The sequence below is a fragment of the Methylorubrum salsuginis genome, from assembly GCF_900114375.1.
In the GTDB taxonomy this organism is placed as follows: Bacteria; Pseudomonadota; Alphaproteobacteria; order Rhizobiales; family Beijerinckiaceae; genus Methylobacterium; species Methylobacterium salsuginis.
Genome location: NZ_FOSV01000023.1, coordinates 28,392 through 43,149 on the forward strand (window position 1 = coordinate 28,392; position 14,758 = coordinate 43,149).

14 protein-coding genes are annotated in these 14,758 nt (G+C 69.6%); 3 read left to right on the plus strand and 11 right to left on the minus strand.

Going from position 1 to position 14,758, the window contains the following annotated elements; genetic code table 11:
• Positions 1-5 precede the first annotated feature (5 nt).
• From BM140_RS20645 to BM140_RS20670, 6 genes are all read right to left on the minus strand, one after another.
• Entirely contained in the window at positions 6-1,283 is a 1,278-nt protein-coding gene (locus tag BM140_RS20645) for a YjgN family protein (RefSeq protein WP_091950628.1), read from the minus strand.
• Positions 1,284-1,416: 133 nt separating this feature from the next.
• Positions 1,417-1,647, minus strand: coding sequence for a YbdD/YjiX family protein (locus tag BM140_RS20650; protein ID WP_091950630.1), 231 nt, complete (start codon positions 1,645-1,647; stop codon positions 1,417-1,419).
• A gap of 4 nt (positions 1,648-1,651) precedes the next feature.
• Entirely contained in the window at positions 1,652-3,712 is a 2,061-nt protein-coding gene (locus BM140_RS20655) for a carbon starvation CstA family protein (protein ID WP_091950632.1), read from the minus strand.
• A 137-nt stretch (positions 3,713-3,849) separates the two neighbouring features.
• Positions 3,850-4,476 (minus strand): TPM domain-containing protein, encoded by a 627-nt coding sequence (locus BM140_RS20660; protein WP_207549488.1) that lies wholly within the window; start codon positions 4,474-4,476, stop codon positions 3,850-3,852.
• A complete protein-coding gene (locus BM140_RS20665) occupies positions 4,466-5,245 on the minus strand; it encodes a TPM domain-containing protein (protein ID WP_091950634.1) in 780 nt (259 codons plus the stop codon). The genes BM140_RS20660 and BM140_RS20665 overlap by 11 nt, the downstream gene beginning before the upstream one ends.
• A 13-nt stretch (positions 5,246-5,258) precedes the next feature.
• Positions 5,259-5,894, minus strand: a complete 636-nt coding sequence (locus BM140_RS20670) for a LemA family protein (protein ID WP_091950637.1) — start codon at positions 5,892-5,894, stop codon at positions 5,259-5,261.
• Positions 5,895-6,084: 190 nt separating this feature from the next.
• On the opposite strand from BM140_RS20670, the gene BM140_RS20675 reads away from it, so the two are divergent.
• Both BM140_RS20675 and BM140_RS20680 read left to right on the plus strand, forming a co-directional pair.
• The gene (locus BM140_RS20675; RefSeq protein WP_091950639.1) at positions 6,085-6,411 is read left to right on the plus strand and encodes an Rdx family protein; all 327 of its coding nucleotides are present in this window, start codon (positions 6,085-6,087) and stop codon (positions 6,409-6,411) included.
• 100 nt (positions 6,412-6,511) lie between these two features.
• Positions 6,512-8,653, plus strand: a complete 2,142-nt coding sequence (locus BM140_RS20680; RefSeq protein WP_091950704.1) for a sensor histidine kinase — start codon at positions 6,512-6,514, stop codon at positions 8,651-8,653.
• Positions 8,654-8,721: 68 nt separating this feature from the next.
• Here the strand turns inward: BM140_RS20680 and BM140_RS20685 are convergent, their stop codons facing one another.
• The 3 genes from BM140_RS20685 to BM140_RS20695 all read right to left on the minus strand — a co-directional run bounded on the left by BM140_RS20685 (position 8,722) and on the right by BM140_RS20695 (position 11,074).
• Positions 8,722-9,558, minus strand: a complete 837-nt coding sequence (locus tag BM140_RS20685; RefSeq protein ID WP_091950641.1) for an aldo/keto reductase — start codon at positions 9,556-9,558, stop codon at positions 8,722-8,724.
• Between the two features lie 194 nt (positions 9,559-9,752).
• Positions 9,753-10,229: a prepilin peptidase gene (locus BM140_RS20690; RefSeq protein WP_091950643.1), complete on the minus strand. Its 477-nt coding sequence runs from the start codon at positions 10,227-10,229 to the stop codon at positions 9,753-9,755.
• Positions 10,226-11,074, minus strand: coding sequence for a hypothetical protein (locus BM140_RS20695; protein ID WP_244535540.1), 849 nt, complete (start codon positions 11,072-11,074; stop codon positions 10,226-10,228). The genes BM140_RS20690 and BM140_RS20695 overlap by 4 nt, the downstream gene beginning before the upstream one ends.
• Before the next feature lie 178 nt (positions 11,075-11,252).
• On the opposite strand from BM140_RS20695, the gene gspG reads away from it, so the two are divergent.
• Positions 11,253-11,696 carry a type II secretion system major pseudopilin GspG gene (gene gspG, locus BM140_RS20700; protein WP_091950706.1) on the plus strand — a complete coding sequence of 148 codons (444 nt, stop codon included), beginning with the start codon at positions 11,253-11,255 and terminating at the stop codon, positions 11,694-11,696.
• Between the two features lies 1 nt (position 11,697).
• Here the strand turns inward: gspG and BM140_RS20705 are convergent, their stop codons facing one another.
• A complete protein-coding gene (locus tag BM140_RS20705) occupies positions 11,698-12,345 on the minus strand; it encodes a GNAT family N-acetyltransferase (RefSeq protein ID WP_425287074.1) in 648 nt (215 codons plus the stop codon).
• Positions 12,345-14,714 carry an Orn/Lys/Arg family decarboxylase gene (locus BM140_RS20710; RefSeq protein WP_091950645.1) on the minus strand — a complete coding sequence of 790 codons (2,370 nt, stop codon included), beginning with the start codon at positions 14,712-14,714 and terminating at the stop codon, positions 12,345-12,347. The genes BM140_RS20705 and BM140_RS20710 overlap by 1 nt, the downstream gene beginning before the upstream one ends.
• Positions 14,715-14,758 lie beyond the last annotated feature (44 nt).

Consider the following 14,758-nt stretch of genomic DNA (forward strand, 5'->3'; position numbering starts at 1 on the left):
CGGTTCTAAAACCCGATTTCCAGGGCGCCGCCGACATCGAGGGCGTCGGCGAGCCCCTCGTTCAGGCCGCTCCCGGGCGGATAGGCGGAGGCCAGCACCGCATCCAGGGCGGCGGCGTTCTCGATTTCGGTCGTGCTCGCCACCGCGTGCCACAGGCGCAGGGTCACGACGCGGGCATAGAGCACGGCCGCCCCTAGCAGCGTGGCGACATAGAGCAGGCCGGCGCCCGTATAGACGGCGGCCTGTATGCCGGGGTTCTTCTCTTCGCCGACGAGGAGGTGCATGACCATCGCGAACAGGAAGCCGACCACGATGAAGAAGCCGATGACGGACAGGAAGTAGATGATGTAGGGCCAGTAGAATTGGCGCGCCTTCAGGTGCGAGACGAGGCGCGCCTCGCCGAGATGGGTGGCGGTGAGGAAGGCGCGGGCCTCACGGGCGCGGTAATAGGGGATCAGAAACGCGACCGCCAGGATCGAGAACCCGAGGGCGACCATGCTGGCCACCGCGAAGAATTCCAGCGGAGTGTCACTATATTTCGGATTGAGGTCGAAGCCGGTCTTCTTGCCGGCTGGATCCGGCAGATACAGATCGGTCGGCACATCGAAGCCCGTGGCACTCAGCAAGCCTAATCCGGTCAGGAGGAGCGGCGCGACGGCGAACAGGTAGAACATCAGCCACGGCAGCAGCACCGAGCGCCCGGTGGCGGTCGAGCGCAGCCGGCTCTCGCCGATCAGGGTGTGGTCGATGCGGTAGCGCTCCAGGCTGGCGCGCATGAACGGGAAGGCGAGGCCCAGCGACAGGATCGTGGCGAGCCACCACAGGCCAGCGCGGAGCATGTAGGCGAGAGCCGAGCCGTCCTGGCTCAGGCGGATGCCGCGCCAGCGGGTGCGCGAGGCGCGGTAACGCCGCCCGCGGAAGATCGCGTATTGCCCGAGCAGGAACAGGAACGCCGCCGACAGCGCCGGTACGGCGGGCGCGAGGATCGGCACCGCGAAACCGAGAATGAACAGGACGAGGTAGACCGGCACGAGGATGGCGAGCGCCACGAGGAAGCCGAGAAACAGCTCCTTGCCGCGGCCGAGATACTCGGCGGGGCTGCCGGCCACGATCGTTCGGCTCCAGAAGAAGCGCCGCAGGTTCGTGATGTACCAGAAGCGATAGATCGAGAAGGTGACCAGCGAGAGCAGGAAGCCCTTCACGACGATGCCGGTCAGACCCGCCGCCGTCCGGTCGAAGGTGACCGTCCCCGTCGGGCCGAGCTGCACGTCCTGATGATTCATGTATGTCTGCCCCCAGATGTCCGAATCCGGGCGGCAGACTAGCCAAGCTTGCGCCACTTGCACGCGAAAAAGGCGCCGGATCGCGCGAATGTCGCGGATGCCGGCGCCTTGTCGTTCGTAGGGTTACCGCGGCTCAGCAGCAGCGGAAACCTGAGGTGTTGCCGACCCCGAAGCGCGCGTTCTCGCGGTTGCGGAAGAACTCGCGCTCGGTCATCGGCGTCTGGTCCGGATGGGTCTTCTGGATGTGGGCGACGTAGGTGCCGTAATCGCCCTGGCCGACCATCAGGCGCGCCCCGTCGCAGACGCATTTGTTGAACGCCTTGAGGCGGTCGCGAAAGCTCGACGACGGGGCCGTTGCGGTCATGCTCTCACTCCGCCGGGGCGAGCTTGGGATCGGCTTCCAGCGCCGTCCAGCGATCGCTGCGATAGGCCTTGAGGCAGGCCCTGGCGCCGAACACCACGATCGCCACGACGAGGCAGACGAAGAACACGGCGAGCACCGTATCGACGCGGTCGTTGAAGACGATCTTGTGCATGTCGTCCATGCTTTTGGCCGGCGGCAGCACCTTGCCCTCGGCGATGGCGGCCGAGAAGCGGTCGGCGTGGCTGAGGAAGCCGATCTTCGGGTCGGGGGAGAAGATCTTCTGCCAGCCGGCCGTCAGGGTGCAGATGCACAGCCACACCGTCGGGATGATCGTGACGAAGGCGTAGCGCTCGCGCTTCATCTTGAAGATCACCACGGTGGCGAGCGTCAGCGCCACGGCCGCCAGCATCTGGTTCGAGATGCCGAACAGCGGCCACAGGGTGTAGATGCCGCCCAGCGGGTCGGTCACGCCCTGATAGAGGAAGTAGCCCCAGGCGGCGACGCAGAGGGCGGTCGCCACCATGCTCGGGGCCCAGGCCGAGGTGTCCTTGAAGCGCGGCGATAGGAGGCCGAGCAAGTCCTGGAGCATGAAGCGCCCGGCGCGGGTGCCGGCATCCACGGCCGTGAGGATGAACAGGGCCTCGAACAGGATCGCGAAGTGGTACCAGAAGGCCATCATCGCCTTGCCGCCGATGGCCGACGAGATGATGTGAGCCATGCCGACGGCGAGCGTCGGGGCGCCGCCGACGCGCGAGATGATCGAGTGCTCGCCGACATCCTTGGCGGTCTGGGCGATCACCTCGGCGGTGACGGGGAAGCCGAGCTTGGTCGTCACCGCGGCCGCCGCCGTCTCGGGCGTGGTGCCGAGCAGTGCGCCGGGGGAGTTCATGGTGAAGTAGATGCCCGGATCGATCACGCTCGCGGCGACGAGCGCCATGATCGCCACGAAGCTCTCCATCAGCATGCCGCCGTAGCCGATGAAGCGGGTGTCCATCTCGTTGTCGACGAGCTTCGGGGTGGTGCCCGACGAGATCAGGGCGTGGAAGCCCGAGACCGCGCCGCAGGCGATGGTGATGAACAGGAACGGGAACAGCGAGCCCGCCCAGACCGGACCGGTGCCGTCGACGAACTTCGTCATGGCCGGCATCTGCATGTGCGGGGCGACGACGACGATGCCGAGCGCCAGCCCGACGATGGTGCCGATCTTCAGGAAGGTCGAGAGGTAGTCGCGCGGGGCGAGGAGCAGCCACACCGGCAGGATCGCGGCGACGAAGCCGTAGCCGATCAGCATCCAGGTCAGCTGCGTGCCGGTGAAGGTGAACATCGGCCCCCAATAGGGGTCGGCGTTGATCTGGCCGCCGCCGAGGATCGCGGCCATCAGCAGGACGAAGCCGATGATCGAGACCTCGCCGATCTTGCCCGGCCGGATGAAGCGCGCGTAGAGGCCCATCAGGATCGCGATCGGGATCGTGGCGGCGACCGTGAAGGTGCCCCACGGGCTCTCGGCCAGCGCCTTGACGACGATCATCGCCAGCACCGCCAGCAGGATCACCATGATCATGAAGGTGCCGAACAGGGCGATCACGCCGGGGATGACGCCGAGTTCCGCCCGAATCAGTTCGCCGAGCGAGCGCCCGTCGCGGCGCATCGAGATGAACAGGACCATGAAGTCCTGCACCGCGCCCGCCAGCACCACGCCGGCCAGGATCCATAGCATGCCGGGCAGGTAGCCCATCTGCGCGGCGAGCACCGGGCCGACCAGGGGACCCGCGCCCGCGATCGCCGCGAAGTGGTGGCCGAACAGAACGGTCTTGTTGGTGGGAACGTAGTCGAGGCCGTCGTTGTGGCGGTGGGCCGGGGTCTCGCGCTTCGGATCGAGGCGCATCACCTTGTCGGCGATGTAGAGGGAATAATAGCGGTAGGCGATCAGGTAGGTGCAGACCGCGGCCACCACGACCCACAGCGCATTGATCGATTCCCCGCGCTGCGTGGCGACGATGGCGAGCGCCGCCGCGCCGAGCGCACCCACCAGGGCCCAAGGCCCGTGTTTCTGTACCGCGCCCATCTGACGCCTCGCTCCGTGATGGCCGCATTCTTGATTCAGGCGGCCTTGACGGAGCTTGTTTGGCTTAATTTTCTCCCTATGACCAGTTGCAGAGGCTACACACACGGCCAACCATCAACGAGTGCTTTTCCGCGGCCTCACTCCAAGACGATGACGCGGTTGGGCAACTCGTTGCCGGTCTCGTCTCCGGGGAGCGCCGCCTCCAGCACGCCGCCGACTTGCTCCACCGCCGCGACGAGGCCCGATCCCAGTTCGTCGCGCCCGGCGGCGGCGAGGAGATCGCCCAGCACCGCGCGCCACGCGCCGTCGGAGATGCGGGCGCGCACGGCGGAATCCGCGACGATCTCGGCGTAGCGCTCGGCGAGCGCCACGTAGATCAGCACCCCCGTCCGCCCCTGCGTGGCGGTCAGCCCGTGCGCCACGAATTCGTGGCGGGCGGCGGCGCGGGCGCGCTCGTGGCGCCAGGGGCGCGGCGTCAGGGCGATCCGCACCCGCTCGTTCAGCGTCGCGGCAAGCGCCGCCAGCACGCCGCCGGCCTGGGCCAGCGCGATCTCGGCCGCCGACCAATGCGTCAGCAGGATCAGGGGCCAGGGGAGCGCCAGCGCCACAGTGAGCGCCAGTGCCAGGGCGGGGGAGCGGTAGAGCCCGGCGCGCGCGGCCACCAGCACGACGATCTCGCCCGCGGTGCCGGCCTCGGCCCTGCCGATGGCTTGAGCGATCCGCGCGCGCTCCGCTTCGGTGAGGATGCCCGCTCTACCAGTCACCGGAGGCTCCCCCGCCGCCCGACGAGCCGCCCCCGCCGGAGAACCCGCCACCCCCCGAAAACCCGCCGCCATCGGAGAAGCCGCCGCCCCAGCCGCCGGAGGGGCCGGGAAGGACGACGATGCCACCGCCGCGCCCGCGCCGCCCGCCGGAATTCATCCGCGCCATGACGATCACCAGCACGACGATGACGAGGATCCAGAACCCGACCGTGATCGGATCGACCGAATCCGCGCGCACCGGGGCGCGGCGCTGCCATTCCTCGGCGTCGCCCGACAGGATCGACAGGATCGCGTCGGCGCCGGCCTCGACGCCGCCGGAAAAGTCGCCCTGCTTGAAGCGCGGCGTGATCGCGGTGGTGATGATGACCTTGGTCAGCGCGTCGGTGAGCGCCCCTTCCAGGCCGTAGCCGACCTCGATGCGGACCTTACGCTCAGTTGGCGCCACGAGGAGGAGGACGCCGTTGTTGGTCTTGGCCTGCCCGAGCTTCCACGCCCGGAACAGGCGGTTGGCAAAATCCTCGACGGTGAGGCCCTGGAGCGAGGGCACGGTGGCGACCGCGACCTGATCGCCGGACTTGTCCTCGTGCGCCTTGAGCTTGGCATCGATGCGCGCCTCGGCCTCGGGCGAGAGGATGTTCGCGGCGTCGACGATGCGGCCGGTGAGTTTTGGAAGATCGGGCTCGGCGGCGAACGCCGCGCCCAAGGCCAGCAGCAGGACGGCCAGGGCTGCCGCCAGCCGGGCAAAACTGTTGTGCGCGTGCGGGATCACCCCTCGGCCGGCGCTAGAACTTCACGTTCGGCGCGCGCTCCGAGCCCGGCGTCGAGGTGAAGGTCTCCATGGGCTTGGCCTCGGGGTAGAACCACGAGGCGATCCAGCGGCCCGGAATCGTGCGGATCTCGGTGTTGTAGGCCTGGACCGCCTGGATGTAGTCGCGCCGCGCCACGGCGATCCGGTTCTCGGTGCCCTCCAGCTGCGATTGCAGCGCCAAGAAATTCTGGTTCGACTTCAGATCCGGATAGGCCTCGACCGAGGCGAGCAGGCGCCCGAGCGCGCCCGAGAGCTGGTTCTGCGCGTCCTGGAACTGCTTGAACTTGGCCGGGTCGCTCACCGTCGAGGCATCGACCTGGATGCTGGTGGCCTTGGCGCGGGCTTCCGTCACCTTGGTCAGCGTCTCCTGCTCCTGCTTGGCGTAGCCCTTCACCGTCTCGACGAGGTTGGGGATCAGGTCAGCCCGGCGCTGGTACTGGTTCTGCACCTCGCTCCACGAGGACTTCGCCTGCTCCTCCAGGCTCGGCACCCGGTTGATCGCGCCGCAGCCCGACAGGCAGAGCGCCAGCCACAGGGCGGCGAACGCGCTGGCGATCCGGCCGAGCACGGGCGCGCGCAGCGCCACAGGGGGCTGGAGGCTGACGGACATGGGCGGCTGGTCTCCGGGGCCTCACGGAAGCGGGGCCTTGTCGGAGGGGAGATAGGTGCGGCGGGCCGCCGCGGGAAGACGGGGTGGTGAAGTTCGGCGCGGATCCCGCGGCACCTCCGACGTACCGAACCCGGCGCCGGGGCAGGCGCATGGTTGACAAGGCCGAGCCGATAGGGCCGCTGTGCGGGCCATGGACGAGGCTCCCGACGACGCCCCTACGTCGCTGCCCACCCGACCGCGGGTCGCGATCACCTACTGCACCCAGTGCCAGTGGCTGCTGCGCGCCGCCTGGATGGCGCAGGAGCTGCTCTCGACCTTCCGCGACGACCTCGGCGAGGTGGCCCTGCGGCCCGCCACGGGCGGCGCCTTCGCCATCGAGTTCGAGGGCGAGACGATCTGGGAGCGGGTGCGCGACGGCGGCTTCCCCGACGTGAAGACCCTCAAGCAGCGGGTGCGTGACCGGCTCGATCCGAGCCGCGACCTGGGGCATGTCGATCGTGCTGCGCACCGATCCTGAGACCCGCGCCGAGGCGGAGCCGTCGGCGGGGGCGTCCCCGGCGCCGGCTGCGGCGCCGGCCGGCCCACCGCGGGAGCCGCGGGCGGCGGCGCTGCCGCGCCTGCTCGCGCGGCTCGGCCAGCGCGGCTTCTCCACGCAATTCTACCTGATCATGCTGGTGATCGCGCTGATCGGCCCCGGCCTGATCTTCACCGCGATCCTCCTCGCCCGCTACGCCTCGACCGAGCGCGCCCGCTTCGAGCAGGACGCGCGGGAGAACGTGCGGGGCATCGCGCTCTCGATCGACCGCGACACCGCCGGCCTCGTCTCGGTGCTGCAGACGCTCGCGACCTCGCCGCGGCTCAAGGACGGCGAATTCACCAATTTCGAGAACCAGGCGCGGCTGGTGCGCGACGCGACCGGCCTCGACATCGTGCTGCGCCGCCTCGACGGACAGCAGATCGTCAACACCGCGCTCCGCCCCGGCGCGCCACTGCCGGTCACGACGCTGCCGATCGACCACGAGCTGCGCGCCAGCGGGCAACGCTCGATGGTGACCGGCTACCTCGCGGGCGCGACGCCCGATCAGGCGAGCTACGCGGTCGCCGTGCCGGTGCGGATCGAGGACGCGGTCACCTACATCCTCAGCTTCACCGTACCGGTCAGCCGCATCGAGGGGATTCTGGCCCGCGAGCAGGTGCGGGGCTGGACCTCGGGCGTGTCCGACCGGGACGGCGTGGTGCTGGCGCGCCTGCCCGAACTGCCCGGCGTGGTCGGGCGCCCGCGTCTCGCGACCTTGCGCCAGAAGGCGACCGGGACGCCGGGCGTGTGGGAGGGGCGCGACCGCGCCTTCAAGCCCGTCACTGTGGTCGAGGCGCGCTCGCGGCTCAACGGCTGGACGGCGGGCGCCAGCATCCCGCGCGAACTCGTGGACGAGCGGCTGCACCGCTGGCTCTGGGCCTTCGGCGGTTTCGGCCTGCTCGTCCTCGCGACCTCCTCGGTGCTCGCGGTGCATCTGTGGTCGCGGGTGTCCAAGCCCCTGCGCCAGCTCGCGGCCTCCGGTCCGGCGCTGGCCCGGGGCCAAGCGATCCCGCGCATCGCCTCGCCGATCCACGAGATCCGCCGCCTCGGCGACGTGCTGTCGGAAGCCTCCTTGCGGCTCCGCACCCGCAGCGAGGAGCGCGACCGCGCGCTCGCCGAGACCCAGCGCGGCCTCTCGGCCCTCAAGGAGAGCGAGGCGCGCTTCCGCCACATGGCCGATTCGGCGCCGGCCCTGATCTGGATGACCGACGAGACCGCCGAGGTCGTCTTCGCCAACATGCATTTCGACCACCTGTTCGGCCGCCCGGCGGCCGAGATGTCGGGATCGGGCTGGGAATCGATCGTCCATCCGCCGGACCTACCGCTGTTCCTCTCGACCTTCGAAGAGGCGTTCGAGAGCCGCCGCCCGTTCCGGGCCGAGATGCGGGTGGTGGACCGCGCGGGCGAGGTGCGCTGGCTGCGCTGCGAGGGCGTGCCGCGCCTCGACGACCACGGCACCTTCCTCGGCTTCACCGGATGCAGCGTCGACGTCACCGACGCCAAGCGGGCCGAGGAGCACCTGCGCCTGCTCATCAACGAGTTGAACCACCGGGTGAAGAACACGCTCGCCACGGTGCAGTCGATCGCGATGCAGTCCCTGCGCGGGCTCGACGGCGAGGAGGCGGAAGCGGCCCGCGCCGCCTTCGAGGCGCGGCTGCTGGCGCTCGCCCGTGCCCACGACGTGCTGACCCGCGAGAGCTGGGACGGGGCCGAACTCAAGACCGTGGTGGCCGACGCGATCCGCCCGCTGGAGGCCGGCGACGGGCAGACGCCGCGCTTCTCCGTTTCGGGCCCGCGCCTACGCCTCGCGCCGCGGCTGGCGCTTTCCATCGCCATGGCGCTCCACGAACTCGGCACCAACGCGGTCAAATACGGCGCGCTGTCGAAAGAGGGCGGCGTGGTGACGATCACCTGGACGGTGCAGCGCAAGCCCGAACTGCGCCTCTCGCTGCGCTGGAGCGAGGCCGGCGGCCCGCCGGTGACGCCGCCGACGCGCCGCGGCTTCGGCTCGCGCCTGATCGAGCGCAGCCTCGCCCGCGAACTCGCCGGCACGGTCGAGCTGCTCTACGAGCCCGACGGTGTCGTCTGCACCATCGAGGCGCCGGTGCCGCCGCCGGGCCTCTTGGAGCGCAAGGGCGGGACGGAGCTGGCGGCGGTGAAGCCGCTGCCGCTCGCGGGGTAAAACGCATCCCCATCGGCGATGAGGACGCATCGCGGTGGCCCGCGCGCACGGCGCGGCGGCGGTCGGTATTATTGCAACGTCGCCGGGTCCGGCCCGATGCGCCCGTCGGCGCGGTCGAGCCCGGCGATGGCGGCGTGGTCGTCCTCGGTCAGCGAAAAGCCGAACACGTCGAGGTTCTCGCTGATCCGCGTCGGGGTGGCGGATTTCGGGATCGCGACGAAGCCGCATTCGACGTGCCAGCGCATCACGATCTGGGCCGGGTTGCGCCCGAGGCGGCCGGCGATGCGGGTGATCACCGGCTCGTCGAGAATCTGCGCCTTGCCGAGCGGGCTCCAGGCCTCGGTGACGATGCCGAGCCGCTCGTGCGCCGCCCGCAAGGAACGCTGCTGGAAGCGGGGATGCAGCTCGATCTGGTTCAGGGCCGGGGTGACGCCGGTCTCCGACACGAGCCGGTCGAGCTGGCCTTCCGAAAAATTGGACACCCCGATGGAGCGGGCGCGGCCCTCCTCGCGCAGGCGGATCAGGGCGCGCCAGCTGTCGAGATAGAGGCCGCGCGCCGGACAGGGCCAGTGGATCAGATAGAGATCGACCGCCTCGACCGCGAGGCGGGCGAGGCTCGCCTCGAAGGCCCGCAGGGTCGCGTCGTAGCCCTGGTCGTCGTTCCAGAGCTTGGTCGTCACGAACACGTCCGCGCGCTGGACCGTGGTCTCGCGCAAGGCGCGCCCGACGCCCGCCTCGTTGCCGTAGACCGAGGCCGTGTCGACCGAGCGGTAGCCGCTGCCCAGCGCCGTGCCGACCATGGCCGGCGCCTGCGCGTCCTCCAGTCGATAGACGCCGAAGCCGATCTGGGGGATCGTGTGCCCGTCGTTCAGCGCGATCTGCGGGACGGGATCGTGAAACGGCATGAGGCCAGCCTGTGCGCGGCCCGCGAAAGGGCCAGGAAAACGCGGGGAGAATCGGCAGGATTTTGCCTGTCGTGTAGCCGTCTCACCGGGGGGGCTGGGCTGCGCCGGGATCAGGGCAGGAGCCCGCCGGCCTCCGATCCCTCCGGGGCTTCCAACGGGATGGTCTCGCTCGCGGGTTCGGTCGGAGCCCGACCTCAGGGCGCATGGCCCAAGAGCAGGGCGGCGTGCAGCCCGGCCGCCAGGAACGGCCCGAACGGCAACCGGAATTCCCGCGTGACGCGCCGCCCCGCGAGCGCGGCCAGGGCGAGGGCGGCGAGCGCCGCGGTGCTGGCGATCAGGATCAGGAGCGGCAGCCCTTCGAGGCCGATCCAGGCGGTGGCGGCGCCGACGAACTTCACGTCGCCGAGGCCCAGACCGGTGCGTCCGCGCAAGCGACCGTAGAGGGCGCGCAGGCCCCAGAGGCATCCGAACGCCGCCGCGGCTTGCGCGAGGCAGGCGGCGAGGGCCGACGGCTCCGGTTCGCGCATGGTCGCGACGGCGAGGCCGAGGCCGAGCAGGAGGAGGTTGAGGGGATCGGGGAGGATCCGGCGGCGCAGGTCGGTCACGCTCAGGGCGAGGGTGATCGGCAGCGGCAGGAGCGTCAGCGTCAGCGATCCGGGGTCGAGGTTCATCGCCGGCCCAGCAGAACGATGCGGCTCTGCGGGATCGGCGTGAAGGTCATCGGCACCGCCCGCATCGGATGGGGCGGCGGGGGCGGGGCGTCACCGAAATCGAGCGGGCGCAGATCGGGGGAGGGCTCGGCCATCGCGCCGCGGGCGCTGCGGGCCAGCAGGGACTGCCAGAACGCGAAGGCGGCGACCGAGGCGACGACGACCGCGGCCATCCAGAGGGTGAGCAGGAGACCGGCGGAGACGCGCCCGTTCAACTCGCGCATCAGCCCCAGCGCGAAGGCGGCGTACCACGACACGCCGGAGATCGCCCCCGAGACGAGGAAGACCGCGGTGCTCGTGTGCGACACACCCTCGAACATCGGCCGGCTCACGTCCCTGAGCACGCTCGGCAGGACCAGGGCGTGGATCAGCAGGCCGTTGATGGTGAGCGCCAGCACGATGACGAACTTGGCCACGATCTTGGGGTTGGCGAGCTTTTCGGGCGACTCGACGGCGTAGACCGCGAGGAAGCCGAGGCCGGAGAGCCAGAGCAGCGCGATCCCGACCGAGACGACCTTGCTGACGAACAGGAAGGTGCGGGCGATCTCGGGCGGCAGGCCGCCCCAGCGCATCCAGCGCAGGATCCAGAAATCCAGCATGGTCGCGCCGCCGAGCCCGAAGCACAGGCCGATCAGATGGAGGCCGACCAGGAGGGTGAGCAGGCGGATCGGCGGGAACGGCGCCGGCAGCGGCAGGCTCATGACCTTCGGCAGCGTGTCGGCGGCCGCAGGCCCGATGCCGAAGAGCACGGTCAGGATCAGGACGAGCGAGGCCGTCTTGAGGAACTGAGAGCTGGCCGCGGCCATGAGCGCTTCCCGCTGGCGCGGGGCGAGGCCCGCCGGATCGTCCGGAAGCGTCGCAGGATTCCGATAAGAAACATCAAAAGAAATGCGGGACGGCGGGCCGTACCCTGCGGCTGCGGTCAGGTCTTGTTCGGAACTCGCGGCGATCCTGCCCGCCGGACAGACCCCACAGGTGGCGACGATGACGGACGACGCGGTCGAGGACGAGAAACGAGCCGCCGGGCGGCAGGCCGGCTTCTCGCTGGTCGAGCTGCTGGTGGTGCTTGCGATCATCGGCATGATCGCCACGATGGTGACGCCGCAGGTGCTCGGCTATCTCGGTCGCGCTCGGGGCGACACCGCCCGCGTGCAGGTCAAGAACATCGCCCAGGCGGTGGAGCTGTACTACCTCGACCTCGGCAGCTACCCGACGGCGCAGCAGGGGCTCCAGGCGCTGGTCCAGCCCACCGGCGGAACCTGGCGCGGCCCGTATCTGCGCGACGCCCGCGGCCTGATCGATCCGTGGAACCAGCCCTACCTGTACCGCTCCCCCGGCGCGGGCGGTAAGCCCTACGAGATCTACTCGCTGGGCAGCGACATGAAGGTCGGTGGCACCGACGATGCCACCGACGTGGCGAGCAACTGATCTACTCCGCCGGCCGGTCCCAGGATTGCGGCTGGTCGTCGGCGCCGGAGCCGAGCGGGCACTGGACCATGACGCTGTCGCTCCAGCGCCCGTACTTGTAGCCGATGGCCGGCAGGTAGCCGACGCGGGCGAACCCGCAGGCCTCGTGCAGGCGCAAGGACGCCTCGTTCTTCGCGTCGATATAGCCGATCATCTGGCGGTAGCCGCCGGCGGAACAGGCCTCGATCAGCGCCGGGAGCAGGCGCCGGCCGATGCCCGCATGCAGGTGGTCGGGGTGGACGTAGATCGAGTGCTTGAGGGTGAAGCGGTAGGCCGGGCGCTTGCGGAACGGCACGGCGTAGGCGTAGCCGGCCACCTGCCCGTCCCGCTCGGCGACGAGATGGGGCAGGCGCTTGCTGCGCATGTTCTTGCGCCGCCGCTTCAGGTCGTCGGGGAGCAGGCGCTCCTCCTCGAAGTCGCCGGTATCGCCGACGCCGCGACGGATGTGGCGCTCGTAGATGGCGATCATCGCCGGCACGTCGGCATCCGAGGACGGCCGGATCACGATGTCCGGCCAATGGGCCGGACATGGCCTCTCCGCGAGCGCCCCTTCGGTCGGCGTCTCGGCCCGCGCCCCAGCCTGCGCCCCAGCCTGCGCCCCTTGGGCCATCAAGCCCCCTCGCGCAGCACGTAGGTGTGGAAGCGGATGCGCCCGTCCGGGTCGGTCTCGCGGTAGACGCCCTGGATCTCGGCCTCGAAGCCGGGAAACAGGTTCGAGGCCGCCTCGAACATCTTGAAGTAGTCGAGCATGGGCTTGGCCCGCTCGTCCAGGCGCTCGCCCGGCAGCACGGTGCCGATGCCGGGCGGGTAGACCAGCATCAGCGTGGTGGCGACGCGCCCTTCGGCTTCCGCGATCGGCACGTAATCGACCTTGTTGCGCGTCAGCATCTGCGCGGCGGCCTTGGGGGGCATCACCATCTCGGGCAGGTGCTCGGGCATGAACTGCTTGCGCTGCAGCGCCGAGGTGCCCGACTCGCGATGGAACGTGTGGTAGTCGGCGCAGAGGTCGCGCAGGCGCACGCCGCGGTAGCGCTTGGGCCGGGCGCGGACGAATTCCGGCATCGCCTCCTCCAGAAGCACGTTGTCGTCGTGCAGCCGCTTGAAGGCGACCAGCCCCGAGATCAGCGTGCCGGCCTTCGAGGATTCGACGCCCGGCGTCAGCAGGAAGAGCAGCGAGTTCAGATCGTTCTTCTCCGGGACGATCCGGTTCTCACGCAGGTATTGCGCCACGATCGGCGCGGGCACGCCGTGCTCGGTATAGGCGCCGGTCTTCCGGTCGAATCCGGGGGTCAGGATGGTGAGCTTGTTCGGATCGGTGATGGCGAAGCCCGGTTGACCGCCGTCGCGATGGGACGGCCCGACATGGGTGAAGCCGTGCCAGGAGGCGCCCGGCGTCAGCTCCCAGTAGCGGGCGTCCGAGGCCAGGATGTCGGTCGGGATCGATTCCCACGGCGTCTCGCCGCCGTCGGGGCCGACCACCACGTCGGGCACGAAGGGGTCGAAGAACCAGCGCCGCTTCGGATCGGCCTCGCGCTCCTCGAACTCCTTGCGGATGGCGCGCGCCTTCTTGCGCCACTCGATGCCGAGCCGGATCGTGTCGTCCCACAGGACGACGCCGGAGCGGCCCTTCATCATCTGCGCGCCGACATCGAGCGAGGCGAAGATCGGGTAGAAAGGCGAGGTCGAGGCGTGGACGAGGAAGCTCTCGTTCAGGCGCTTGTGCTCGACGCGCCGGGTCTGGCCGCGGATATGACCGTCGCGGGTGTGGATCTGCGAGGCCTGGGAGAAGCTCGCCAGCTGCTTGTGGGTCGATTGCGTGGCGATGATGCCCGGCGAGGTCTCGTCGAGCCCGGTCAGGCCCATGGCGAAGCGGCGGGCGTAGAGCGGGTGGAACTTCATGAAGCCCGCCCAGGCCTCGTCGAACAGGATGTAGTCGCACAGGTGCCCGATCCGCTCGACCAGCGCCTGGGCGTCGTAGATCGTGCCGTCATAGGTGCATTGCTCGATGACGGCGCAGCGGAACGGGCGCTCTTTGCGCCACGCCTCCTTGTCCTTCACCAGGGGGTTGTTTTTGATCTTTTCGCGGATGCGCTCTTCATCGAGCGACTCGTGGTAGATCGGGCCGATCAAACCATAGGCATTCCGATCCGTTTCCAAGAAAATCGGGATGCCGCCGGCGAGCATCAGGGCGCCGTGATGGGCGGCCTTGTGGTTGTTGCGGTCGAACAGGACGAGATCGTCCTCGGCCACCAGCGAGCCCAGCACGACCTTGTTCGAGGCCGAGGTGCCGTTGAGGACGAAGTAGGTCTTTTCGGCGCCGAAGATCGCCGCGGCTTCCTTCTGCGCCTTCAGCGCCGGGCCCTCGTGGGTCAGCAGATCGCCGAGATCGAGCACCGAGTTGTCGAGGTCGTCGCGGAAGATCGCCTCGCCCAGATGCTCCACGAAGATGCGGCCGATCGGCGAGCGATTATAGAAAATGCCGCCGTTGTGGCCGGGGCAGGTCCAGAGCTGGTTGCCCTCTTCGGCGTAATCCACCAGCGCGCCGAAGAACGGGGTCTTGAGCGTGTCGGCGTACTGCGTCACGCGGGAGACGAGGCCGCGGGCGATGAATTCGGGGGTCTCTTCGGCGAGGAAGATGTAGCCGTCGATGAAGTCCAGCAGCTCGACCGGGATGTCCTCCAGCCGCTTGCGGCGGACCATGATGACGATCGGCATCTCAAGGCCGCGCTTTCGCATCATGTCGATGAGCGCGGCGGCCTTGCCCTCGAGCCCGCGCTTGCCCCAATCGACCACGAGGCAGCCGACCGCCGAATCGGTCTGGACCGCGATGGAGGCGTCCTCAACGCGCCGCGCCCGCACCACCTCGAAGCCGCGCGCCTCGACCGCCGCCACGATCTGCTCGACCCGCGCGCCTTCAAGGTCGCCCTGTTCGAAGTGAGGCGTGCACATCAGCACGGTGAAACGGCGGTGGAAGTCCATGGGACCGGGCTCTCCTCGCGAGGGTCAGGCCCTGCCTTTCGGGG